Raw genomic sequence first — 23,801 nt, forward strand, 5'->3', positions numbered from 1 at the left:
GAAATACTCGATGTAATTATGATCGGCTTTGAACGGTTAGTGTTCGCATTGAATGGTGTGCATCGTACGAAATTATCGAGTATTACTGAAAGTAAATCTATTTTCATGAAACAGTTTCAGACATGCATCAACCACTGAAGCATCGTACCAGCTTCCCCGTCCCCGTCTGATCTCTTCTAACGCCGGTTCGATCCCTAATGATGCGCGATAAGGTCGATGCGATGACATCGCTTCGACGACGTCGGCAATGCAGATAATTTTTGCTTCAAGCAGTATTTCATCCCCTTTGAGCCCTTGCGGGTAGCCGGTACCGTCTATTTTCTCATGGTGTTGTAAGATAATGTCGGCAATCGGCCATGGAAATTTGACATCTTTGAGAATATTGTATCCTTCCTCAGGATGGGTTTGTATCAGCATGAACTCGATTTTGTTGAGTTTACCGGGCTTGGATAGGATTTCTGCAGGGATATGAATTTTACCTAAATCGTGGATGATAGCGGCGAGATGTATCCCCTGCACCTGTTCATCACCTAATTGCATTTCACGGGCAATGGCTGTCGCTAATTCACTTACACGATGTTGGTGACCTGCGGTATAGGGATCGCGTGCCTCAACCGTAGCGGCTATGGTTTGAATAGACTGTTCCAAACTTTGCCGAAGAAGTATTGTATGTTGTTCATGAAGGGCGCGGGTGCGTAGATTGAGGATACCGTAGGAGAGATCATTGGCGAGTTCTTCGAGGAGGCGAATCTCTTCCTCGTCAAAAGTGTTTTCTTCGCTGGAATAGATACACAGAGCGCCAAAAGTTTTGTCTGCATTTGAGAGCGGGAGAGCAATATTTGAAATATATCCTTCTGAGAGGGCCGCCTCTTTCCATAATTTTACGCCGATGGCACAGGCGATATTGTGACAGACTTGTGTTGTCCCGGTCCGTATCGCAAACGAAACGGGCAATTGACCATCGGGCGTATCATCCCATGTGATATTATTGGCCCATTCATGATTCTTAACGTTTAATCCGGCTCCGGCTATGAGAGTCAAACTCTTTTGCGGGTTTTCTTCAGCGTATACAACGGCAGCGAGGTTATATCCTGCCTGCTCAACGATTACATTGGTGACTGTTTGAAGCAATTCGTATTCATGTTTAGCTCGTACCAAGGCCATATTGCACGATGAGAGGGTTTTGAGTGCACGGTTGGCACGGCTGAGTGATATTTCAGAGAGTTTTCTCTCCGTAATGTCCCGATCGATCCCCCGATAACCGGCAAATTCCCCCTGCTCGTTAAAAAAAGGGAGACCGCTCGTTTCCAAAGTTTTGGTACTTCCGTCTTTGCACACATTGGTGTTTTCCAAGGTCGTAAGCGCAGTATGATCAGCTACCAGTTTTTTAAATCCGGAACTGAGACGCTGAGCTTCATCGGGGGGCATAAAATCAAAAGGGGATTTCCCTAAGACTTCTTCAGGGGTGTAGCCAAGGAGTGTCTGCACGCTTGGGCTGACGTAGGTGTAGTTTCCATTTTGATCAACTTCCCAAATCCAGTCACTGGTTGATTCGACAAGCATACGGAATTTCTCTTCACTTTCGCGAAGAGCCTGTTCAATTTGTCGTTGTTCGGTAATATCTTCGAGGATATGCAAAGAGTAAAGATAATTGCCTCGCTCATCTTTGATGATGAAACCTTTTGAATGAAAAAGTTTATCGTCAATCTTAACATCTTCCTCACTTCCTTCACTTAAAGGATCTTCGAGTGCTTCGGTGCAGTGGGGCAGGGGCCCGTCGCTTTTAGGGAAGAGTTCATAATAGAGTCGGCCGATAATCTCGGAATAGGGGATGCCGGCATACTTACTGTAGGCTTTATTACAGCGGAGGATACGGAACTCTTTGTCATGCAGAAATATCGGAGATGAAATAGCATCCAAAGCGTACAACCATTCTTGATAGGCATACTCGATTTTAGTATTTATCTTTTCTCGCGTATTGTTCACAATTTGACCCTGTCCAATTTTCTTTAATTGTATTGGCAATGATTATAGCATTTTATTGTGCAGAGGAGTAATAGTGTTGTATCTTGTGGTTTAATGGGCTGTGAGTTTCAAAATATAGGTGGTGGCTAATCTCGGAATCGAACCAAGGACACGCAGATTTTCAGTCTACTGCTCTACCGACTGAGCTAATTAGCCACTTTTGTGAGGCCGAAATTATAGCTTGACAAGCTTAAAGATAAGCTTAAAGTGTGGAAAGCGACTATTTTGTCGCTTTCGCAAGTTCCTTAAATAGGTTCCCCCGCTGGGCGTACGAGGTAAATTGATCCAAACTTGCCGCTGCGGGAGAGAGCATCGCGATGCTGTGGCGGTTATGTTTCTTGCTGATCTGCTCTACCGCAACATCGAGAGTGTTACAGAGGGTGCAGGGGATGTTGTATTGTTTACAAAGGGCTTCAAGACGTAAAGCGTTGCTTCCGATTGCGTAGACATCTACATCGTAGCGTTTAAGCGGTGCAAAAAGCTCTTCGAGATCGACCCCTTTGTCATCCCCTCCGAGTACCAGATGAATTTTATGATCGCTGTAGGTTCGTAATGCGGCGAGGGTTGCATCGATATTCGTCGCTTTGGAATCGTTGACCCAAAGACGGTCGCGAGCGTCGCGAAACTCCTCTTGACGGTGAGGATCGAGGACGAAAGCGTTAATACGGTCATAATCGCATCGATCATAGAGGATTTTATCAATCCCCATCGCAATCATCGCATCCATCAAGAATGCCCCTTTAAATTTGATCTTAGAAGCATCAAATCCGAAATATGCGGCGAGATCTTTTTCATCTTCGTAGATGATTTTAAATCCGTTGGTGGGGGCATCGGCAAACATTTTAGGCAAGATGACCGCTTCTCCCTCCTTCATCATGGTGAGGGGCCCCAGTTTCGCATCGTAATAAGCCTGCATACTCCCATGCCAGCTGACATGATCGGGGGTAACAGGGAGGAGGGCATAGATATTCGGACGTGCAATGGTGTTGTAGTGCATACTGAACGAACTGGTTTCCAAAATCCAGATCGGGGCATCGGGGGACATATCGGCTAATGGAGTCCCGATGTTACCGCCGCTGATGGCTCCTTTGTCGCTGAGGAGGTGTTCGACCATCTGTGTTGTCGTTGTTTTGCCGTTGGTACCGCTGATCCAGATCGAAAACGGCATTTGCGGGGCAAAGAAATCGTATTCGCTGATAAGGTGCTGTGCGTGTTGGATCAGCGCATGCGAAGGGGGGAACCCGGGTGAGGGGATCTCGTGGGAAAAGTGAGAGGAATCAAATTCACCGACCGGTTTGAGAAAATTTCCCTCTTCATCGACCGAAGCTTCCGTAAATTTATCATCGAAAAAAGTGCAAGGGCCGAAATGTTTGGCGATGGCACGGGTCGTTTTCCCGTACCCGAAACAGGCGATAGTTTGATTTTTCATTAGCGAATCTTTAAAGTAATTAGTGCGAAGATGTTTGAGAGGAGGGCGATAATCCAAAATCGGACGATGATTTTGTTCTCCGCCCACTGTTTCATTTCAAAATGGTGATGAATCGGTGCCATCAAAAAGACCCGTTTTTTGCGGAGTTTGTAGCTTCCTACCTGCAAGATAACCGATACCGTTTCGATGACGAAGATGAGGCCGATGAGGATAAGGAGAATCTCACTTTTACCGATGATTGCCATGTAGGCGATAAACGCTCCCAAGGTAAGTGAGCCGCTATCCCCCATAAACACTTGCGCAGGGTGACAGTTAAACCACAAAAAGCCCAGCAGTGAACCGATCAATGCCGCCGCGATGATCACAACCTCTCCGGCGGGAATTTTCGGCATCAAGAGATAATGGGAGAGTGCGGCATTACCGACGATGTAGACGATAATGCTGAGGGAGAGGAGGGCAAAGATCGAGGGAACCGTGGCAAGACCGTCGAGTCCATCGGTAAGGTTGACCGCATTGGAAGTGGCAATCATAACCAAAACCCAAAACACAATACTCCATCCCCCCATATCAAAAAGGCTCGATTTGATAAACGGAACGTAAAAACCGGTCTCTAGTTTGGCAACATAGATCAAAAATAATCCAATGGCAATACCAAAAATGATCTGGAGGGTAAGTTTCGCACGGGCACTAAGTCCTGCAAGGTTGTCACCGCCGCGAATTTTACCCCAGTCGTCGGTAAAACCGATATACGCATAAAATACTAACGTCAATAAGCCGCCGATAACAAACGGGTTTGTGATATTTACTGTCAGGAGGGATGCTATAACGGTAGAAGCAACAAAAACGATTCCCCCCATTGTTGGGGTTTTGGCTTTCCCTTGGTGAGCGCTGACGTACTCATTGATTGGCTGCACGCGTGCGGAGCGCTGTGCCCAGGTGATAAAGCGAGGCATAAAAAAGAGGGTAAGGAGTAAACCGATAAAGAAAGCAATGCCCGCCCGAACGGTAATGTATTGAAAAATATTTAAGTGGAAAAAAGAATCAGCAGGGATATTTTGATAAAACCAATATAACATTTAGGGTACTCTTTAAAAGACAAAATTGTAAAGCAAGTGACATTTTAATATAATTAGTCAAAAGTTTGATTAATCGAAGGAGCCAATTTGAGTAAAAAAACGGTTTTAGTCATTACTGACGGCATCGGCTACTCTCAGAAACGTGAATATAATGCTTTTCACGCGGCCCATAAGCCGACGTACGATCAACTGTTTCGTGATGTTCCCCATTCACTGATCGATACCTTTGGGCTGAGTGTCGGTCTCCCTGAGGGACAGATGGGCAACTCTGAGGTAGGACATATGTCGATCGGAAGCGGTCGGGTATTGTATCAGGACTTAGTCAAAATCTCTCTGGCTCTCGAAGAGGGAACGTTTGAGAATAATAGTGTTTTTGCCTCATTACTCAAAACCAGCAAGCGGATCCATTTGATCTCTCTTTTAAGCGACGGTGGTGTTCATTCGCACATCGATCATTTGATGGGAGTCGTGGAGATTACTGCCGAAGCGGGCAAAGAGGTATGGCTCCATCTGATTAGCGATGGGAGAGATGTGGCCCCTACATCGGCAAAACTCTTTTTGCATACGGTCAATGCACACGGCTATCCTAACGTTAAGATCGGCTCATTGGGCGGGCGATTTTTTGGAATGGATCGTGATAATCGCTGGGATCGTGTTCAAAAGGGCTATGATGCAATCGTATGTGCCAACCCTAAAAGTGAACAAAGTGTTGCCGATTACATCGAAAATGCCTATGCTGCCGGTGAGACCGATGAATTTATCACCCCTACGGCTTTTGAAGGATATGACGGATTTAAAGAGAGTGATGCTGTTTTAATACTCAATTTCCGAAGCGATCGGATGCGTGAGCTGACAACGGCTGTGGGCGATTCTGCGTTCAACGGATTTAAGCGGGAATTTGTACCGACTCATTTGGCGACAATAACGCAGTACGACAAAAATTTCCCTTATCCGGTGCTGTTTCCTAAAGATGCGCCGATCAATACGCTCGCTGAGGTCATCTCTAAAGCAGGTTTACGACAGCTTCACACGGCAGAGACCGAAAAATATGCCCACGTTACTTTTTTCTTTAACGGCGGTATCGAAGAGCCGTATGAAAACGAAACACGGGTACTGATCCCAAGCCCACAAGTGAAAACCTATGATATGCAACCGCAGATGTCCGCTCCTGAAGTAGGTAATGTTGTGCTTAAAGCGATGGATGAAGGGGTTGATTTTGTGGTCGTTAATTTCGCAAACGGCGATATGGTCGGGCATACCGGAAACTTTGAAGCAGCGGTTAAGGCGGTTGAGGCCGTTGATGAAGAGCTGGGACGGATTGTCGAAACAGCACAAAAAAACGGCTATGCAATGGTTTTGACCTCCGATCACGGTAACTGCGAAGAGATGCGTGATGATGCGGGCAATACCCTCACGAATCATACGGTCGGAAAAGTATGGTGTTTTGTGATGGCAGATGGGGTGAAGCAGGTTCATCCGGGCGCACTGAATAATGTAGCACCGACGGTTCTCAAACTGATGGGGCTTGACATTCCATCCGAGATGGATGGGCCGCTGATTTAGTATATCATTAGGCTTTTTCGTCATCCTGAACTTGATTCAGGATCTCAAAGATTGCGGATCGGGTCCGCAATGACAAAACTTTACAACATAAGGAAACAGATGAAATTCACAGGTAAAAATGTATTGGTAACAGGTTCAAGCCGAGGAATCGGTGCGGAAGTGGCAAAAGTATTGGCGGGATACGGTCTTAAAGTATGGATCAACTATCGCAGCGGTGCGGCAGCGGCAGACGCAGTCAAAGAAGCGATTGAAGCTGAAGGCGGATGTGCGGCGGTGATCGGTTTTGACGTTGCGGATGAAGCGGCGTTTGTCGATGCGGTGAAAACCATTGTCGATGCGGACGGTGAACTCTCTTATCTTGTTAACAATGCGGGAATTACAAACGATAAATTGGCGCTTCGTATGAAGGCCGAAGAATTTACGAGTGTCATTGATGCAAACCTTACTTCTGCATTTATCGGTTGCCGTGAAGCGATGAAAGCGATGCGCAAACAAAAATTCGGAAGCATCGTCAACATGGCCTCAATCGTAGGTGAAACCGGGAATGCGGGACAAACCAACTATGCCGCATCCAAAGGGGGAATGATCGCGATGACCAAAAGTTTTGCGATCGAAGCGGCAACCAGCGGCATCCGTTACAACTGTATCACTCCGGGCTTTATCGCAACCGATATGACGGATGAGTTAAAAGAGGAAGTAAAAGCGGCCTTTACGGCAAAAATCCCGATGGGACGTTTCGGTGATGCAAAAGAAGTGGCGGAAGCAACGGCGTTTTTGCTTAGTGATCATGCGAGCTACATTACCGGAGAGACCCTCAAAGTCAACGGCGGGATGTTTATGTAGTACTAGGTTGGGAGGTCTATTTTGCCTCCTTAAGCTAAATATGGTATAATTTGCCGATTTTATTCATAGGAACAGGAGCTATTATGGCACTTATCGACGATATTAAAGAAGTAGTGGTTGAGCAACTCAGCGTAAACCCGGACGAAGTTAAAGAGGATTCTAAATTCGTAGAAGATCTTGGCGCTGACAGCCTTGACGTTGTTGAATTGGTAATGGCTCTTGAAGAGAAATTCGATATCGAAATCCCTGATGACGAAGCGGAAAAAATCCAAACTGTTCAAGATGTCATCAACTACATCCAAAGCAAAAACTAAAACCATTATCGAGGTTTTGCCTCGATAGTATCAATCTAACAATATGGTCTAAGAGTTTGGCTTAATGGAGCCAAAGTTTCAGACCATCCACCATCAGGAGAGAATGTGAAAAGAGTAGTAGTAACCGGAATGGGAATGATCAATGCAGTTGGTCATGATAAAGAGAGCTCATTCAAAGCAATTTGTGAAGGTGAATGCGGGATCGATATGATCACGATTTTCGATGCTTCAACACAAAGTGCGCAAATTGCCGGTGAGGTCAAAAACTTCGATCCTGAATCGGTTATGGATGCAAGAGAGGTTAAAAAAGCGGACCGTTTTATCCATTTGGGGATTAAAGCGGCGCAAGAGGCGATGGCAGATGCCAATTTTCCGGAAGGGTTTGATAAAGAGCGTTTCGGTATCGATGCAGCATCGGGTATCGGCGGTCTTCCATCGATTGAGCGCAACTCGATTATCCTCGAGACCAAAGGGCCTCGTCGTATCTCTCCATTCTTTATTCCGGGTGCATTGGTCAATATGCTCGGAGGATTTATCACGATCGATCATGGTTTGCAAGGGCCGAATCTTTCTGCGGTAACGGCATGTGCGGCGGGGACTCACGCTATTAGTGAAGCGGCAAAGACGATTATGATCGGCGGTGCGGATCAAATGCTCGTGGTTGCGGCTGAATCGGCGATTACCGGTGTCGGTATCGGCGGATTTGCTTCGATGAAAGCGCTTAGCACCCGCAACGATGATCCAAAACACGCATCACGTCCGTTTGATGCGGAACGTGACGGATTTGTTATGGGTGAGGGAGCGGCTGCATTGGTACTCGAAGAGTATGATGCGGCAGTGGCTCGCGGAGCACGTATTTATGCTGAGCTTATCGGTTTCGGTGAAAGCGGCGATGCGAATCATATTACGACTCCGAGTCTTGAAGGGCCGTTACGTGCCATGAAAGCGGCATTGAAAATGGCGGGACATCCGAAAGTCGATTACGTCAATGCCCACGGAACAAGCACCCCTACCAATGACAAAAATGAAACTGCGGCGCTTAAAATCGCATTCGGTTCCAAAGAGAACTGTCCTCCGGTAAGTTCAACCAAAGGTCAAACGGGTCACTGCCTCGGTGCAGCGGGTGGAATCGAAGCGGTTATCAGTATTATGGCGATGCGTGATGGTATTATCCCTCCAACCATCAACTACGTAAACCCTGATGAAAACTGTGATTTGGATATCGTTCCGAATGTGGCACGCAAAGCAGAGCTGAATATCGTTATGAGCAACTCATTTGGATTTGGCGGCACTAACGGTGTCGTTATTTTCAAAAAAATATAAGAGGGCAAGCCGTTGGCTACCTATTTAGATTTCGAACAGACTATTCGTCAAATCCAAGAGGAGATCATTGCGGCAGAAGTACGCTATGATCACCATGCAGTAGAGATTCTGAAGCAGGATTTGGACAAAGAAGTTCAAAAAACCTATGCTAATCTTTCCCCTTATCAAGAGCTTCAGCTCGCGCGTCACCAAGACCGCCCGTATGCGCTTGATTACATCAATCTCCTTTTGGATCAAAAATATGAGATTCACGGGGATCGCCATTTTCGTGATGACCTCTCTATTATCTGTTATATCGGAACCATCGGTGATGAACGGGTAATGGTGATCGGTGAGCAAAAAGGGCGCGGAACCAAAAACAAGCTCAAACGTAACTTCGGTATGCCGCATCCTGAAGGGTATCGCAAAGCTCTCCGCGTGGCAAAAATGGCCGAGAAATTCAATATCCCTTTGTTGATGCTGATTGACACTCCGGGCGCATATCCAGGGCTTGGTGCTGAAGAACGTAATCAAAGTGAAGCGATTGCCCGTAATTTGCTCGAACTCTCTAACCTTAATACGATTACCGTATCGGTTGTTATCGGCGAAGGGGGAAGCGGTGGAGCATTGGCAATCGGTGTGGCCGATCGCCTTGCGATGATGCGCTACTCCGTATTCAGTGTTATCTCTCCAGAGGGGTGTTCGGCTATTTTATGGAATGATCCGACCAAAGTGGAAGCTGCAACCAAAGCGCTTAAAATCACCTCTGCCGATCTTAAAGAGCTTGATTTGATCGATGATATTATTGATGAACCTCTAATCGGGGCACATCGTGATAAAGAGGGTGCTGTCCGTGCTCTTAAAAACTATTTTCTGGGTGAAGTGTCAAAACTCAAAACTTTGAGTGATGCGGAACGTCTGGAAAAACGTTACAACCGTCTTGTCGGAATGGGCAGATTCAGCGAATAAGGTTAACCCTTATTCCTCTATTTTTATTCTCTTCTCTTCTTTTTTTACTTTTGGTCTTTTTAACCGTTTTGCCTCTTTTGAAAATGCGATCAGCTCTTCTGTGTTGTGGATAGTACTGGGGATGAGTGTCAGTGTCCGTTTGAGGAGCTTTGTGGTTGTCATTGCATCGGAGAGGGCTCGATGATGGGTGGCATCTTTATAGAGCTCTAATTGCTCGTTAAGATACTTGAGACCGTAGCGTTCACTCTCGATGGTTCGTTCGGCTAAATCAATCGTACACAAAGAGCGGTTGAGCAGTTTTTGAAGGCCCACCCGTTCCATCATGCCGGAGACAAAATTATAATCGAATTTGGCATCGTGACCGACAAATACGGCATCGCCTAAAAAGAGACGGAATTCCCGCATGACCTTTCCCATCACGGGCGCTTTTAGGGTTTGTTCCACCTTGATACCGGTGATTTCTTGAATCTGATCCGATATAGAGTTGCAGTAGACCAAGCTTTCATAGGTATCGAGTATGCGGCCGTTTTGAAGCTTGACGGCTCCGATTTCGATAATTTGGTCACGTGAGGGTTTAGAACCGTTGGACTCGACATCAACGATGCAAAAAAGGGTATCATCAACACTGGTAACGGTACTTTCAAAGAGGTAAACATCATTATGCAGTGCAATGTTCATCCCCTGCGCTTTTAACAGTTCAAGGGTAAGTTCACTCTCCATACCTAAAGAATCTTCAAACTCTTTTTTTGGGATACCGTTTTTAGAGAGTCGAGAGAGGGTTTTGGGATCCGATAGTGTCACTCTTTAGCCTTTTGGATAAAAGCTTTAACACGCTGAGGATTTTTTTTACCATAAGATGCTTCGACACCGCTGCTGACATCAACACCGTAGAAACCGTACGATTTAAGACTTGCCACGTTACCTGGGTCAAGCCCTCCGGCAAGGATAATTTTAGAACAATCAATCCCTTCAAACCATTCGATATTGAGCCGTTTACCGCTTCCGCCAAAACTTTCACAATACGCATCAATCAGACGGTATTCATCGGTATGAGTGAGGATGTCCTCTCGTTTTTTGGCACGCACAACACGCAAAGAGGGGAAATTTACCTGAGTAAAAAAATCGTCTTCGACATCGAAATGGATCTGTGCCAAGGTGCAACCGCTTAAGAGGCAGGTTTCACGAATCATTTCGGGAGTTTCATTGACAAAAAGGGCTACCTTTTCCACGAAGGGGGGGAGCATTTTGATGATGGAACGAGCATCTTGAGGAGTGATATAGCGGGGTGATTCAGGATAAAAGACAAATCCGAGTGCATCGGCTCCCGCATCAATAGCTATATAAGCATCTTCTAGATTAGTAATCCCGCAGATCTTGACTTTCATACTTTTAAGCTGTCAATCGCGGTTTTAAAATCCTCCGCCCCAAAAACATAACTGCCGGCGACACAGATATCAACTCCGGCTTCTTTAAGCAGTTGGATGTTTGAACTACCCACTCCGCCGTCGATTTCGATCAAACACTCGGGGTTAATACGATCTCGCAACGCTTTGAGACGTTTGATTTTATCAATCACGGTTGGGATGAATTTTTGTCCTCCGAATCCCGGATTAACCGACATGACCAAAACCATATCCAAATCACCCAAAAGATACTCGATCGCTTCGGCGGGAGTATGAGGGTTTAGAACGATAGCGGGTTTGATCCCCAGCGAGCGGATATACTGAATAAGGCGGTGAGGATTTTTTTCCTCTTCGATGTGAAAGGAGATGTATTGCGGTTTTAAGGGAGCGAAGAGGTCAACAAAAAAAGTGTTGTTCTGCACCATCAGATGGATATCGAGCGGTTTTGTCGCAGCTTTTGCGATAGCATTGACGACGACCGGCCCGATGGTGAGATTGGGGACAAAGTGTCCATCCATCACATCAACGTGTACCAAGTCACACCCTGCGTCACAAATGGCACGGACATCACGCGCTAAATTACCGAAATCGGCTGAGAGGACACTGGGAGCAACGAGCATAGGATACACCTTGAATAATATTTTCGTTATTTTAGCGAAAAAGATTTTTAGATAGCTTTGACACTTTTATCGTGTCAGGAAAAAGATAAAGTTACTCCCCTCGAAGCTAAGGTTCACTTGAACCCCTTTTTTGTTTTGTGCCATCTCCATAAGGGACGCAACATCGCCGTACGTACGGGGAAGGGTAATATCAACATGCTGCTTTTTCTCCCCTAACAGGGCCTTGGCACGTCCTCCGATGATATTGACGAATTCTGCTAAAGAGTCCAAAATTGCCTCTTCATCTTCGGTTGTTTCCCCGATAAGAAGTTCACACGCTTTTTTGGCGATCTCTTTGGGGAAAACGAGGATGATCATTCCATCCACATCCCCATAGAATCCGATCGAGCTGGCGTACTGATTTGAACTGTTTTGGATGTCGAGGGTTTGAACGTTCATCGACTCTTTGGTGGCTTGAGCGTTGGTCATCATCGCAATGGTTGAAACCGTGGCATCGATAAAATGAGGCAGTTCATTGACCAATGCTTTATTGAGAGTGCGCATTTGTTTCGAGGCTGCTGCGCTGCTTCCGCCGAGTTCTTGGAGCAGTTCTTTGTTTTTAAGAATATCATCCATGTTGTCAAAAAAGATGATACCGGCATCTTCGAGATCGTTTTTAAAACTTTGCGGCGTTTTTTCGAAGGTGAGCCCGACAAAACAGATCGAGGCATTGTATTCAGCTGCGGAGGAGGCAAGTTTGGTGAAAAAGTTCAATGCATGGACATTCATCGAGACCACTTTGTACGCATCAAAAATAAAGAGGCGGAACCCGACATTGAGTGAGTTGTTATGGTAGGCGATGTTAAAGGTATTTCCGATTTCGGCATCAAGAAAGTTGGCAATGGTATAGATGATCGCATTGCCGGTGACACGGGTCGCGATTTTTTGACCGAACAGCCCTAAATAGGTATCTTCGATAATGGCGTAATAGAGGTCAGGATTTTGTTTTTTCTCATCAAACTCTTTTTTGCTTTGGGCAATTACCGGATTGTGTCCGTAATCGAACAGTTCGATGGCCATTGCCGAGCGCTGAGAGGGGTCATCATTGTAAAGAAGGACCGTTTTCGGGTCGCTTTTGTTGGTCGGGGCAAAAAGTTCGGCGATTTTTTCGGTACGAAACAGTGAAAAATTCAGATTGTTTCCGTAGAACGCTTTGATGGTTTTAAATTTGGCGGAATCGTAATCGCACAAACCGATTGCAATATGTTTTTGGTTACGGATGGCGAGCATGAGTTTAATAAAAACATCCAAGCCGTTTTTGTTGAAAAATATCACTTTTTTAAGGGAGACAAGAAGCATATCGACGTTGAGAGCTTCGGTTGCTTTGATATCATCAATACTTAAAAAAGAGGGGGCGTTGTTGCCATCCAAAAAACCTTGCGGATTGAAGATGGCGACTCTCCCTTTAACGGTTGCTCTCATCGTACTCCACCACCTGCATAAAAGATTCATAAATATCTTGGACGAACTCGATTTGGAAATCGATAAACTCGTTTAATCCGCCTTCCACATAGCTGCTTTGGCTCAGTTCATAAAAGAGCAATAAATGGATCCACTGGGCCAAAATTTTCTCGTTGGGTGCCACCTCTTGATCCAAGCCCGATGCGGCATGAACAATTCGACTGATGGTGGGAGACATTTCCCATTTTTCAGCGATAATGGTGCATATATCAAATAATGATTGTTTGCTCAGACGGTAGAGAATGGTATTGTAATCCAGCGCTTTGACACTGCGCAGTTGTTGCACTTCGCTCTTATGATCCCCAAAGAGTGCGTCACACACGATGATACTGGCGGGTAAAAGGGTAATAGCGCTTTCGGTATCATGGTTTAAAAGATTAAGATGGCGAAGAATTTTTTCCCATTTTCGACTCAGAGAAGCTTGTAAATCATAGAATGCATTGTTGTTGAGCGTAAAGAGCTTCCACTCTTTCGGGGCCAAAAGGGTTAGGAGGTAATGGTACATAATTTGTTGTGTTGTCGAGGTACCTAAAATTCCAAAAATTTGGGCTACGTCGTGTACTTCATTTCGAAACCCGTAGATGGGGCGGTTAATGAGTGTTTTAAGGTAGAGCTTGAGAGCCGGATCCCCTTCGGCACATTTGGCGGCTTTGGTCAGATCACCGACTCGGACAAATTCGAGAGTTTGTTTGACAATGGCAGGTGTCGGCGGAATATTTTGGATGTAAAGCGATATTTGTTCTTGTGTGATCACGGGCTCACAGTTCCAATCGATTATTAATGTGGACTAATTGTAATGGCGTATTGATTAAAGAAGCCTTTAGTAAAATTTAAACCATTACTTAAGGTAAACTTTGGGTTGCATGAGATAAAATTCGCAACCTAAATTTACGCAAGGAGCCCCAACATGGCAAGAAAATGTGCTATTAGTGGTAAAGGCCCAATGAGCGGGAACAACGTTTCTCACGCGAAAAACAGAACAAAACGTCGTTTTTTACCAAATCTTCGTACTGTTCGTGTAACACTTGAAGACGGTACTACGAAAAAACTTCGTATCGCTGCTTCTGAGCTTCGTACCCTTAAAAAAGATTCGTAATCTCTCGCGTGGTCCCCACGCTTTTCCGGGAGATTCCTCCCTTCTTTCCCCTTTACTTTTTTTGTAATCAAAAACTCTCTATAATTTGACACTTGTTTTTCCAGGAGAATTTTTTTATGTATACTCTTAACCCTATTGATGGCGGTGTATGTGCTGCAAACGGCTTTTTCGCCGATGGGATTCATATCGGACTCAAAAAAGAGGGTGCTAAGGATTTAGCATTCATCTATTCTGAGAAACCGTGTACTATCGCTTCGGTCTTTACCACCAATAAAATGACGGCGGCACCGATACGCCATTTTCGTGCGCAGGGGGAATTTGAAGGAAATTTTGTCCTCATCAATTCCAAAAATGCGAACGCGATGACGGGACGGGCAGGGATCGATGATATCGATGAGGTCATGAACGCACTCAAAGCAAAATTTCCTCAGATTCAAAATCCGGTAATGAGTTCGACCGGAGTCATCGGGGTACGTCTGCCGAAAGCCAAGATCATCGAAGGTGCTATGAATTTTGATCTCTCTCACCGTGAGGGGATCAACGCTTCCGAAGCGATTATGACGACCGATACGTTTGCAAAGCGAATTGCGTATGAAGTAGTCCTTGAAAATGGAGAATCGTTTCGCCTCGGTGCCATGGCCAAGGGTGCAGGGATGATTAATCCGGCAATGGCGACCATGCTCTGTTTTATCACAACCGATGCGGCCGTTGATAAGGTAACCATGCAAAGTATCCTCGATGAGTGTGTCCATACGACGTTTAACGCGGCAAGTGTTGATGGGGACACGTCGACCAATGATACGGTATTGGTTATGGCGAACGGACAAAGCGGAGCGTTTCATGCGGCGGCTTTTAAAGAGGCTCTAGAGTCTATCATGCTCTTTTTGGCGAAAGAGATGGTACGTGACGGTGAAGGGGCGACCAAGCTGGTGACCTATCAGGTGAGCGGAGCGATCAACCATAAAGAGGCGGAGATTGCGGCGAAAGCGCTCAGTAATTCGCTTCTCGTCAAAACGGCACTTTTCGGACAAGACCCCAACTGGGGGCGTATCGCTTCGACCGTCGGTGCAAGCGGTATCATGTGTGACGAAGCATTTTTGAGCATTTGGTTTGACGATGTATGTGTTTACAAAAAAGGGGAGCTTCTGTTCGATGAACAACTCGAGCCTTTTGCCGCTGCGATTATGCAAAAATCGGCCTTTACGATCCATTGTGACATCGGACTTCAAGACGGTGAGTTTACCGCTTACGGATGTGATTTGGGTCATGAATACGTTAAAATCAATGCCGATTATCGCACGTAATCATAAGTTCGGTTTCTTGTCATCCTGAACTTGATTCAGGATCTCAGATTCCGTATCAAGTACGGAATGACAGGCGTATCGTATTATCTCACCCTAAGTCTCCTCTTGCTATAATCGCGATAATTTATGCTCAAGAGGAAGACTAATGCGCGGATATAAAATTTTCAGCGGTTCAGCGTGTACCGAGTTTGCAGCGGAAGTGTGCAGAACCCTTGATGTTCCCCTCTCCAAAGCTTCAGTAAAACGTTTCAGTGACGGAGAAATCAACGTTCAAATCTCAGAGAGTGTTCGCGGACGTGATGTATTTATCGTCCAATCTACCGGTGCTCCCTCTAATGACAACTTGATGGAACTCCTCATTATGACCGATGCATTACGCCGTTCATCTGCCAACTCTATTACAGCAGTTGTTCCCTATTTCGGATACGCACGACAAGATCGCAAAGCGGCTCCTCGTGTTCCGATTACGGCTAAACTCGTTGCCGATATGTTCGAAACTGCGGGAATTGACCGTGTGGTTACGATCGATTTGCATGCGGGTCAAATCCAAGGCTTCTTTGATATTCCGGTAGACAACCTTTATGGGGCTATTATTTTTGAAGAGTATATTCGCTCTAAAAATCTTCCGAACCCTGTTATCGCATCACCGGATATCGGAGGAGTGGCACGTGCTCGATATTTTGCTGAAAAATTGGGTCTGGATATGGTTATCGTCGATAAACGCCGTGAAAAAGCGAATGAAAGCGAAGTCATGAACATCATCGGTGACGTTGCCGGTAAAGATATCATCATTATCGATGATATGGTCGATACCGCAGGAACGATGGTCAAAGCGGCAGCAGCCCTCAAAAATCGTGGAGCGACCTCGGTTATGGCCTGTGCTACCCACGGTGTCCTCAGCGGAAAAGCGTATGACAATCTCAATAACGGTGAACTCGATGAACTGGTAATCTCCAATACGTTGGTATTAAGCGGTCAAAGTGACAAGATCAAAGTGTTGAGTGTCGCTCCTCTTTTCGCTGAAGTCATTCGCCGTGTCTATCACAACGAGAGCGTTAACTCGCTATTTAGTTAATGAATAATATTCGCAATTTCTCTATCATCGCCCATATCGATCATGGGAAAAGTACACTGGCTGACCGTATCATCCAAGAATGCGGTGCAGTAAGTGACCGTGAACTCTCCAAGCAGATGATGGATACGATGGATATCGAGCAAGAGCGCGGGATCACGATCAAAGCGCAAAGCGTTCGTCTCGATTATGTCAAAGACGGCCAGCACTATATCCTCAATCTGATCGACACTCCGGGCCACGTTGATTTCAGCTATGAAGTCAGTAAGTCGCTCGCATCCAGTGACGGTGCATTGCTCATCGTCGATGCGGCTCAAGGGGTCGAGGCACAAACCATCGCGAATGTCTATATGGCGATGGAAAACAACCTCACCCTCATCCCTGTTATCAATAAAATCGATCTTCCCGCCGCTGAACCGGAACGGGTTGCCGAAGAGATCGAAACAACCATTGGAATCGATGCAACCGATGCGATCATGATTTCGGCCAAAACGGGTGTGGGTATCCGCACCCTCATCGATGCAATCGTCGATCGTATTCCCGCTCCTGTGGGTGATCCGAGCGCTACGACCAAGGCGATTATTTACGATTCGTGGTTTGACTCCTACCAAGGGGCGATGGCACTGGTTCGTGTGTTTGACGGTGAGATCAAGATGGGGCAGATGATTAAACTGATGCACAACGATGAAAATCATCAAGTGCTGGAACTGATGTATCCTCATCCCCTTCGTCGTCAAAAAACCCAAAGCATTAAAGCCGGAGAGATCGGGATTGTGATCTTGGGGGTTAAAGAGGTGGGGAGTATCCGAGTCGGTGATACGATTACCGATGCTCGCAACCCTACGAAAGAGCCGGTAGGTGAATACGCTCCTGCAAAACCGTTCGTTTTTGCGGGGCTTTATCCGATTGATACCGATGAGTTTGAAGCGGTGCGTGATGCGCTCGATAAGCTAAAACTCAATGACAGCTCACTCAGTTATGAGCCGGAAACTTCTATCGCACTCGGATTTGGTTTTCGTGTCGGGTTTTTGGGGATGCTTCACATGGAGGTGGTCAAAGAGCGGTTGGAGAGAGAGTTTAATCTCGATTTGATCGCTACCGCTCCATCAGTCGTCTACAAAGTCTATAAGACGGATGGAACGATGGTAGAAGTTCAAAACCCGAGCGAATTGCCCGAACCGCAAAACATCGATAAAATAGAAGAGCCGTATGTTCGTGCGACGGTGATTGTTCCGACCGATTATTTGGGGAATGTGATTACCCTTTTGACCAACAAACGGGGAATGCAAGAGAAGATGGAGTATCTCAACGAGACGCGTGTTATGCTCATCTATGTTATGCCGATGAATGAGATCGTCGTCGATTTTTACGATAAACTCAAATCAACCTCGAAAGGGTATGCAAGTTTCGATTACGATCCGATCGAATTTCGTCAGGGAGATTTGGTCAAACTTGATGTACGTGTTGCGGGAGATGTCGTCGATGCACTTAGCGTTATCGTCCCTCGCAGCAGTTCGGAATCACGCGGCCGTGCACTCGTGACCAACATGAAAGAGATAGTCCCTCGTCAGCTTTTTGAAGTGGCGATCCAAGCCTCTATCGGAAACCGGGTTATTGCTCGCGAAACGGTTAAATCGATGGGTAAAAACGTTACCGCCAAATGTTACGGAGGGGATATCTCCCGTAAACGCAAACTCCTCGATAAACAAAAAGAGGGTAAAAAACGGATGAAAGCAATCGGGAAAGTTCAGCTTCCCCAAGAGGCGTTTATGTCCGTTCTAAAAATGGACTAATATGCGCTGCATGATGTGTGAGCGATTCAGTCTCTCGCATATCTGCCCCGCATGTCAAGATTCACTGCTTATTCCGACACTCCACAAACGCAAAATTATGGGTTCCATCCCTGTCTATTCATTTTTCCCTTACAACGATATCGAGCCTCTGTTGCTGAGTAAACATACCGATGTCGGATACTATATTTATACCATTTTAGCCAAACGATCGCTGGCGGCTTTTGCGCACGAGTGGCAGTATGAGCGTCGCGTCGCTTCCATCGGAATCGATGATCATGCTAGCAGCGGCTATTCTCACACAGCGGTATTGAACCGTGCATTGAACGCTGCAAATATCACCCCTCGCTATGGAAAACTGCGTGCTACAAACGCTCATAAGTATGCCGGTAAAAGTGTCGAAGAACGTCTCATGAACCCTCGGCAGTTTCACTATAAACCGTTTGCCGAAAATGAGGTAATTTTGGTTGATGATATTGTGACAACGGGGACAACGCTGAGTGAAGCCTCCGAAGTACTTCACGCTCAGGGAAAGAAGGTGATCCTTTGTCTTACCCTCACCGATGCGGAGAATAAGTAGTTAATACGGTTTGAGTGTCGTGATCCGTGTATCGACGATAGCACGACCGATCGTGAAATGGTAAAGTGACTGATAATGTTGATCCCTTAAGCCCAGAAGGGCGTGAAACTCATCGTCCAAAAAGCATCCGATTCCTGTAGCGCTTAATCCCAATGACGTTGCTTCGAGGTAGAGCATTTGACCGATGGCACCGCATTGATGGTAGAGATTTTTATACCCGATGGCACCGTGCATTTCAAGTGAGCTTGAAAAATTACAAAGCATTCCGAAACTAAACGCCCCCTCTTTGGCAATCTCTTGGTTGCACGAGACCATTTGTGCGGCACCGCGAAAGTCACCGCTTCGGAGGAGATAAAGTCCCTTTCCGAGATCTTTCCAACTAAAATTTTCATCCATGGCATGTTTGAGCGTTTCAAGATCATCCGAGTTACGGAGATAAGTGTACAAGCCCTTTTCTAAACCCTCTACCCGATGTACAAAGAGGATGAAATGGACATCACTCGCATGGGTGCAAAAAAGGGAGGCATTCAAAAGGGTACGAAATTGCTCCAATGTAATGCCGCTCCCGTCCATCATCTGTGCACTACGCCGTTTGAGGACAACATCGATAGCGCTTTTGGAGGGGTTTGGAACATCACGTGTTGGATGAAGCGGAGGGGGGAGCGGATAAATTCCTTGAGTTGCCTTCTCTATCCTCTCTAAAATCGGCCATTCATGGTGCGCCGGACTCAGGGTATTTGCCCTATAGGGGAGAGACGGTGTGATCGGAAGGGTCGAAGTGTTTGATTTTCCGATGCGTATCAGCATATCAGGGCTCTCGATCTCATGCGGATGAAAGCGGTGATGTTGATCCAATCCGCATAAACGTCCAATCTCTTCGGTATCTGAAGGGAGTATCTCGCATTCCCATCCCAGCATCCTGCCTGCAATTTTGATCGATTGGTACGCATGTCCCGCATCGAGCTGGCAGTAGCGCCAGCACCGTTCACCGTATTTCCACTCTTCACGCCAAATTACCGAGCTCAGAGCGATCAGGAAGCTCCCCTCTTTTAACGTTTCATCATACGTATGAAGTAATTCAAGTGCATGTTCACGAGGAGCATAGTGGGAGAGAGTTGAACCCTCACTGAGACCTTTGATGGCAGGTGCGATAATATAGCACTCAGTGGGCTGGAGATTACCGCTGCTTGCATTACAGCGTAGGGCCCATGAAGACCCTCCATGACTTTTGATCGCGGCAAGTCCCAGTGAGTAGCGTAGGAGCATGGAGAGCGATTCGATACACAAAGGTGCTATTGGCAGAGCATCTTTTTGAAACAGAAGATGATAGGGGGGTGTTACCTCAGAATGTATGAGGGAGATCAACGGTGCGCCATGATAGCGTCGATAGGGGTCGGGCTGGGTTGCCCAGTCCATATATCCCAAACTTGCGGCATATGCGTGAGGACGATGTTTGGTACGATCGTGGTACTCAAGTACGGAAGAAATATTTTTCATAGCGGGATTGTCGAACATAAGGGGTAAATTTACCCTTTGCGTTCTTTCTAGCGTAGAGTTTTTAAAAGTTCTCGAAGCATTTGATCATGCGCGGTGGTATTATCGATATCCATGCGGTTGAGATCCGATTTGAATGAAGCCCGGTAATGAACCCCTTTTTCAGAGATATCGGCATTAACATCGGCATCAAAATGGATGAGGGGCTGGGTGATGCGGTAGTGTTGTTGTAAGATATCTGGAATAGTGGAACCTTTACGAATGGTTGTTTGGAGCGTTCCGGCGGTGGCATTTAACTCTGCGTAAGCCGATATTTGACCTGTGATGGGTGCAGGAAGTGCAAAAAGCTCAAAGGTTTGTTGTGCATCAGCATTTCGGAGATCCAATAGGATCGATGAAGGTTCCAAATCAGGGATAATAACGGTGAATTTTGTGTTGCTTCGGGCAACATCCGAAGAAGCTTTGAATTTTAGCAGCGTTTTATCCCCGCTCAAAGTTCCTTGTGCGCTAAGCGCTCCGGCTAAGGGGAGACCGACAAATTGTTCCAAAATTCCGGCATGTTCCAAAGAAGCATCAAGGGCAACATTGACATCGAACGGTTTGATTTGACCGAATTTATCGGCCAACAAAGATTTGAGATTAAAGGTGCTGTTGTCATCTTCATGGATCGGTGTGGGGGAAAATCGTTTGGTTTGGGTGCTGAGGTAGATTGTTCCCATCACATCACGACGATCAAGTCCTCTCAAATCAACGGTACCGCTCAGTTGTGTATCGGTATCGGAAGGGTAATCCAGATAATGCATCATAGGCTCATAATCGATTTGATCGATTATGAGATCGAGCTGTGATAGATGAAAGCGATGCAACTCGATTTTGTAAAGGATATCCCCTCCGAATATCGTGGCATTTCCCCGAATATTAAATGCGCCAATCCCTCCGCTAAACGCTCCAACGGTTTTAAAAGGGACACGCATAGGATTCATCCCATCTGCCCTAAAACATTCCAATCGATAATGGGCGTACAGACGCAGAGTTAGAAGCGAAAACCCTCCTTGCGTTGAGAGGGTATTACCGAAATCATCTTGTGCTATCATATGAAAGCGATTGTGGCGCAGGGTAAATTCCTGTACGTTCATTGGTGTTGAGAAGCCTGAACTCAAAGCTTTCTCAACAATAGGGCTCATCAGACGGTTACCCCATAGGGAAAATAAAATGAGATAGAGAACCGCAATGAAGGCGATAAATGCCAGAAGCACTTTCGCAGTTTTAGTTCGTCGGAATCGATGAAGCATATTCATGAGATGGCCAATATCCACGGTGTGCCGATGATGAGGAATATCATCAGATTAAGCAGGGTGATGGCACCGCCGTAAATGTAAATCTCTCGGGGCTGGATGTATCCTGAACTGAGATAGATTGCATTGCACGAAGAGCCCTGCGGTGTGATTGTAGCGTTAAAGTTGGTAGCAAAGAGCAGCATCATCGCCATTAATTCACCCGGGACTCCGGCACTGACACCGATGGAGAGAAAAATACCAAACAGGGCTAACAGATGCGCACTTTGAGAGACGAAGAGGTAATGGATCAAGACATAGATGACGATGAGCAGCAGGTAAACGCTGACCCATGAGAGGCCAGAGAGATAGAGGGTAAAGTGTTCTGCAACGGCGCGCATGAACCCCTGCTCGGCGAGTTGGGTCGAGAGGGCAAACAAAATCGCAAACCAAATGAGGGTGCTGAGCGCTTCACCCTGCGCTTTGAAATCTTCGATTCCAAACACCCGTGTTGCCATGAGTATCCCTAATCCTCCGAAGGCAACGGCGGTTTTATCGATCGGAAACATTCCTGAGAGAGACCAGAGGATCAACATCCCTAAAAAGACGCTTCCGGTAATCCATTCATTGCGGCTGATTCGCCCCATGGCGCTGAGCGCATCTTTCGCTATTTGAGGTGCATCTGGGGTGTCGCGAAGCTCAGGAGGATAGATTTTAAAGAGAACCCACGGTATTGCGATGAACGCGATAATGGTAGGGAGGAGGGCATAAAGGAGCCATGAGATGAAGGTGATATGTATCCCCATGGTTTCGGCGATTCCGACACCGATCGGATTCACCGCCATTGCGGTGAGCCATAACCCCGATGAGATCGTAAGACCTGCCATCGAAGTCATCATCAGGTAGCTTCCTGCCCGTCTATGGGTATTGTCTCCTACTTTCGAACCGCAGTCGTGGGCAAGACCATAGATGATCGGATAGAGTACTCCTGAGCGGGCCGTGTTGCTCGGAAATGCAGGGGCGATCAGGATATCGGTGGCGATAACGCTGTATCCCAGTCCCAATGTTGAATGGCCGAATCGGCGGATAATATGAAGGGATAGCCGCTTCCCGAGACCTGATTTGTGGACGGCGTGAGAGACCAAAAAAGCTGCAACGATGAGGAGAATAAAGCTCTCTGAAAATCCGGCATAGGCTTTTGCGGGTTCGATTACTCCGGCCAGGACACTGACGGCCAGGGCAATAATGGAAGCCGCGATGATAGGGAGGAGGTTAAAAAGAATGGCGGCGATGGTAGTGATAAAAATAGTAAAGAGGTACCAGACATTAGGACTCATCGCGAGTGGCGGCGGAGTAAACCATAGTATGAGTGCGAAAAAGATTAAAGCAAACAGCGGTATAAACCGTGTGATAGACATAAGGGCTCTTTTTTTAGCTCTATTATAGCATTTTAGGGAAGTTTTTATAGTTGATATATATAGACTCAACTATTTTGCATAAAAAAATTCACATACCTCTTGACAACACTTGACTCAATGCATTATAATAACGTCAGATTTCAACAAAGGAGTCTTTAGAAATCATGTCAACAGAAGTAAATGAAGAAGCGATCAGCGAAGAACAAGTTACCCTTCCAGAAGGTGAAGAAGTTATTGCTGAGAGCATGAATGAATTAGAAACTATACAAGCCGAACTGGCGTCGTTTAAAGACAAGTACGCCCGCGTACATGCCGATTTCGACAATATCAAAAAACGTCTTGAGCGTGAGAAATATCAAGCGCTTGAGTACGCAAATGAGAAATTTGCCAAAGATTTAATTCCGGTAGTTGATTCGCTTTCAATGGCGATCGGTGCTACTGCGATTGAAGCGGATGCAAACGTCTTACTTGATAAACTCAAAGAAGGTGTTGAGTTGACAATGAAGCAATTGCTCAGTGTCCTCGAAAAACACGGAGTCACTCCTGTGGATGAGTCCGAGCCGTTTAATCCGGATATTCATAACGCCGTACAGCGTGTGGACAGTCCCGATCATGAAAGCGGTGAAATCGTAAACACTTTCCAAAAAGGGTTTCGATACAAAGAGCGCACTCTAAGAGATGCGATGGTCGTAATAGCAAATTAAAATAAATACAATATGTCGCATTTGG

General features: G+C 46.2%; 22 protein-coding genes and 1 tRNA gene. 11 read left to right on the forward strand and 12 right to left on the reverse strand.

The window, feature by feature from the left end; translation table 11 throughout:
* Nucleotides 1-72: 72 nt before the first annotated feature.
* The 4 genes from B649_RS01675 to mraY all read right to left on the reverse strand — a co-directional run bounded on the left by B649_RS01675 (nucleotide 73) and on the right by mraY (nucleotide 4,530).
* Nucleotides 73-1,986: an HD domain-containing phosphohydrolase gene (locus B649_RS01675; RefSeq protein ID WP_015652765.1), complete on the reverse strand. Its 1,914-nt coding sequence runs from the start codon at nucleotides 1,984-1,986 to the stop codon at nucleotides 73-75.
* A gap of 119 nt (nucleotides 1,987-2,105) precedes the next feature.
* Nucleotides 2,106-2,181: transfer RNA gene (locus B649_RS01680), tRNA-Phe, on the reverse strand.
* A 64-nt stretch (nucleotides 2,182-2,245) separates the two neighbouring features.
* Entirely contained in the window at nucleotides 2,246-3,454 is a 1,209-nt protein-coding gene (gene murD, locus B649_RS01685) for a UDP-N-acetylmuramoyl-L-alanine--D-glutamate ligase (RefSeq protein ID WP_015652766.1), read from the reverse strand.
* Nucleotides 3,454-4,530 (reverse strand): phospho-N-acetylmuramoyl-pentapeptide-transferase, encoded by a 1,077-nt coding sequence (gene mraY, locus B649_RS01690; protein ID WP_015652767.1) that lies wholly within the window; start codon nucleotides 4,528-4,530, stop codon nucleotides 3,454-3,456. Before mraY ends, murD begins: the two co-directional genes overlap by 1 nt.
* An 87-nt stretch (nucleotides 4,531-4,617) precedes the next feature.
* Here mraY and gpmI point away from each other — a divergent pair, with 87 nt between their 5' ends.
* The 5 genes from gpmI to accA all read left to right on the forward strand — a co-directional run bounded on the left by gpmI (nucleotide 4,618) and on the right by accA (nucleotide 9,521).
* On the forward strand, nucleotides 4,618-6,093 hold the full coding sequence (gene gpmI / locus B649_RS01695) for a 2,3-bisphosphoglycerate-independent phosphoglycerate mutase (protein ID WP_015652768.1): 1,476 nt from the start codon (nucleotides 4,618-4,620) through the stop codon (nucleotides 6,091-6,093).
* Between the two features lie 99 nt (nucleotides 6,094-6,192).
* Complete coding sequence (gene fabG / locus B649_RS01700) at nucleotides 6,193-6,936, forward strand: 3-oxoacyl-ACP reductase FabG (RefSeq protein ID WP_015652769.1); 744 nt, start codon at nucleotides 6,193-6,195, stop codon at nucleotides 6,934-6,936.
* A gap of 83 nt (nucleotides 6,937-7,019) precedes the next feature.
* Nucleotides 7,020-7,250: an acyl carrier protein gene (gene acpP / locus B649_RS01705; protein ID WP_015652770.1), complete on the forward strand. Its 231-nt coding sequence runs from the start codon at nucleotides 7,020-7,022 to the stop codon at nucleotides 7,248-7,250.
* Nucleotides 7,251-7,355: 105 nt separating this feature from the next.
* Nucleotides 7,356-8,573, forward strand: coding sequence for a beta-ketoacyl-ACP synthase II (locus tag B649_RS01710; protein ID WP_015652771.1), 1,218 nt, complete (start codon nucleotides 7,356-7,358; stop codon nucleotides 8,571-8,573).
* Nucleotides 8,574-8,585: 12 nt separating this feature from the next.
* Nucleotides 8,586-9,521, forward strand: a complete 936-nt coding sequence (gene accA, locus B649_RS01715; protein ID WP_015652772.1) for an acetyl-CoA carboxylase carboxyl transferase subunit alpha — start codon at nucleotides 8,586-8,588, stop codon at nucleotides 9,519-9,521.
* A 9-nt stretch (nucleotides 9,522-9,530) separates the two neighbouring features.
* Here the strand turns inward: accA and B649_RS01720 are convergent, their stop codons facing one another.
* The 5 genes from B649_RS01720 to B649_RS01740 form a co-directional block, all read right to left on the reverse strand.
* Nucleotides 9,531-10,322: a 3'-5' exonuclease gene (locus B649_RS01720; RefSeq protein ID WP_015652773.1), complete on the reverse strand. Its 792-nt coding sequence runs from the start codon at nucleotides 10,320-10,322 to the stop codon at nucleotides 9,531-9,533.
* A complete protein-coding gene (locus B649_RS01725; RefSeq protein ID WP_015652774.1) occupies nucleotides 10,319-10,906 on the reverse strand; it encodes a phosphoribosylanthranilate isomerase in 588 nt (195 codons plus the stop codon). The genes B649_RS01720 and B649_RS01725 overlap by 4 nt, the downstream gene beginning before the upstream one ends.
* Nucleotides 10,903-11,544 (reverse strand): ribulose-phosphate 3-epimerase, encoded by a 642-nt coding sequence (rpe, locus tag B649_RS01730; protein ID WP_015652775.1) that lies wholly within the window; start codon nucleotides 11,542-11,544, stop codon nucleotides 10,903-10,905. Before rpe ends, B649_RS01725 begins: the two co-directional genes overlap by 4 nt.
* 66 nt (nucleotides 11,545-11,610) lie before the next feature.
* Nucleotides 11,611-13,005, reverse strand: a complete 1,395-nt coding sequence (locus B649_RS01735) for a chemotaxis protein CheX (protein WP_015652776.1) — start codon at nucleotides 13,003-13,005, stop codon at nucleotides 11,611-11,613.
* The gene (locus tag B649_RS01740; protein WP_015652777.1) at nucleotides 12,989-13,798 is read right to left on the reverse strand and encodes an HDOD domain-containing protein; all 810 of its coding nucleotides are present in this window, start codon (nucleotides 13,796-13,798) and stop codon (nucleotides 12,989-12,991) included. Before B649_RS01740 ends, B649_RS01735 begins: the two co-directional genes overlap by 17 nt.
* 153 nt (nucleotides 13,799-13,951) lie before the next feature.
* Between B649_RS01740 and rpmB the strand changes: the two genes are divergently transcribed.
* From rpmB to B649_RS01765, 5 genes are all read left to right on the forward strand, one after another.
* The gene (rpmB, locus tag B649_RS01745; RefSeq protein ID WP_015652778.1) at nucleotides 13,952-14,140 is read left to right on the forward strand and encodes a 50S ribosomal protein L28; all 189 of its coding nucleotides are present in this window, start codon (nucleotides 13,952-13,954) and stop codon (nucleotides 14,138-14,140) included.
* A 116-nt stretch (nucleotides 14,141-14,256) separates the two neighbouring features.
* Entirely contained in the window at nucleotides 14,257-15,444 is a 1,188-nt protein-coding gene (argJ, locus tag B649_RS01750) for a bifunctional glutamate N-acetyltransferase/amino-acid acetyltransferase ArgJ (protein ID WP_015652779.1), read from the forward strand.
* Between the two features lie 145 nt (nucleotides 15,445-15,589).
* Nucleotides 15,590-16,519, forward strand: a complete 930-nt coding sequence (locus B649_RS01755; protein WP_015652780.1) for a ribose-phosphate pyrophosphokinase — start codon at nucleotides 15,590-15,592, stop codon at nucleotides 16,517-16,519.
* Nucleotides 16,519-18,309: a translation elongation factor 4 gene (lepA, locus tag B649_RS01760; RefSeq protein ID WP_015652781.1), complete on the forward strand. Its 1,791-nt coding sequence runs from the start codon at nucleotides 16,519-16,521 to the stop codon at nucleotides 18,307-18,309. The genes B649_RS01755 and lepA overlap by 1 nt, the downstream gene beginning before the upstream one ends.
* A gap of 1 nt (nucleotide 18,310) precedes the next feature.
* On the forward strand, nucleotides 18,311-18,886 hold the full coding sequence (locus B649_RS01765; protein ID WP_015652782.1) for a phosphoribosyltransferase family protein: 576 nt from the start codon (nucleotides 18,311-18,313) through the stop codon (nucleotides 18,884-18,886).
* On the opposite strand, the gene B649_RS01770 is transcribed toward B649_RS01765, so the two are convergent.
* Genes B649_RS01770 through B649_RS01780 form a run of 3 tightly spaced genes read right to left on the reverse strand, consistent with a single transcriptional unit; the run spans nucleotide 18,887 to nucleotide 23,072 of the window.
* Nucleotides 18,887-20,383 carry a SagB/ThcOx family dehydrogenase gene (locus B649_RS01770; protein WP_041192370.1) on the reverse strand — a complete coding sequence of 499 codons (1,497 nt, stop codon included), beginning with the start codon at nucleotides 20,381-20,383 and terminating at the stop codon, nucleotides 18,887-18,889.
* A 47-nt stretch (nucleotides 20,384-20,430) separates the two neighbouring features.
* Nucleotides 20,431-21,636, reverse strand: coding sequence for a hypothetical protein (locus B649_RS01775; protein ID WP_291750917.1), 1,206 nt, complete (start codon nucleotides 21,634-21,636; stop codon nucleotides 20,431-20,433).
* Between the two features lie 38 nt (nucleotides 21,637-21,674).
* On the reverse strand, nucleotides 21,675-23,072 hold the full coding sequence (locus B649_RS01780; protein WP_015652785.1) for a DASS family sodium-coupled anion symporter: 1,398 nt from the start codon (nucleotides 23,070-23,072) through the stop codon (nucleotides 21,675-21,677).
* A gap of 164 nt (nucleotides 23,073-23,236) precedes the next feature.
* On the opposite strand from B649_RS01780, the gene B649_RS01785 reads away from it, so the two are divergent.
* Nucleotides 23,237-23,776, forward strand: coding sequence for a nucleotide exchange factor GrpE (locus tag B649_RS01785; RefSeq protein ID WP_015652786.1), 540 nt, complete (start codon nucleotides 23,237-23,239; stop codon nucleotides 23,774-23,776).
* Nucleotides 23,777-23,801 lie beyond the last annotated feature (25 nt).

Origin of the sequence: Candidatus Sulfuricurvum sp. RIFRC-1 (genome assembly GCF_000310245.1) — a bacterium.
Taxonomy (GTDB): domain Bacteria; phylum Campylobacterota; class Campylobacteria; order Campylobacterales; family Sulfurimonadaceae; genus Sulfuricurvum.

Excerpts from the sequence above, each read along its gene's own strand:
- argJ (WP_015652779.1), top strand. The coding sequence starts at position 14,257 with ATGTATACTCTTAACCCTATTGATGGCGGTGTATGTGCTGCAAACGGC.
- mraY (WP_015652767.1), bottom strand. The coding sequence starts at position 4,530 with ATGTTATATTGGTTTTATCAAAATATCCCTGCTGATTCTTTTTTCCAC.
- rpmB (WP_015652778.1), top strand. The coding sequence starts at position 13,952 with ATGGCAAGAAAATGTGCTATTAGTGGTAAAGGCCCAATGAGCGGGAAC.
- B649_RS01785 (WP_015652786.1), top strand. The coding sequence starts at position 23,237 with ATGTCAACAGAAGTAAATGAAGAAGCGATCAGCGAAGAACAAGTTACC.
- B649_RS01780 (WP_015652785.1), bottom strand. The coding sequence starts at position 23,072 with ATGTCTATCACACGGTTTATACCGCTGTTTGCTTTAATCTTTTTCGCA.
- B649_RS01765 (WP_015652782.1), top strand. The coding sequence starts at position 18,311 with ATGCGCTGCATGATGTGTGAGCGATTCAGTCTCTCGCATATCTGCCCC.
- lepA (WP_015652781.1), top strand. The coding sequence starts at position 16,519 with ATGAATAATATTCGCAATTTCTCTATCATCGCCCATATCGATCATGGG.
- B649_RS01770 (WP_041192370.1), bottom strand. The coding sequence starts at position 20,383 with ATGAAAAATATTTCTTCCGTACTTGAGTACCACGATCGTACCAAACAT.
- B649_RS01725 (WP_015652774.1), bottom strand. The coding sequence starts at position 10,906 with ATGAAAGTCAAGATCTGCGGGATTACTAATCTAGAAGATGCTTATATA.
- rpe (WP_015652775.1), bottom strand. The coding sequence starts at position 11,544 with ATGCTCGTTGCTCCCAGTGTCCTCTCAGCCGATTTCGGTAATTTAGCG.
- B649_RS01755 (WP_015652780.1), top strand. The coding sequence starts at position 15,590 with ATGCGCGGATATAAAATTTTCAGCGGTTCAGCGTGTACCGAGTTTGCA.
- murD (WP_015652766.1), bottom strand. The coding sequence starts at position 3,454 with ATGAAAAATCAAACTATCGCCTGTTTCGGGTACGGGAAAACGACCCGT.
- B649_RS01735 (WP_015652776.1), bottom strand. The coding sequence starts at position 13,005 with ATGAGAGCAACCGTTAAAGGGAGAGTCGCCATCTTCAATCCGCAAGGT.
- acpP (WP_015652770.1), top strand. The coding sequence starts at position 7,020 with ATGGCACTTATCGACGATATTAAAGAAGTAGTGGTTGAGCAACTCAGC.
- fabG (WP_015652769.1), top strand. The coding sequence starts at position 6,193 with ATGAAATTCACAGGTAAAAATGTATTGGTAACAGGTTCAAGCCGAGGA.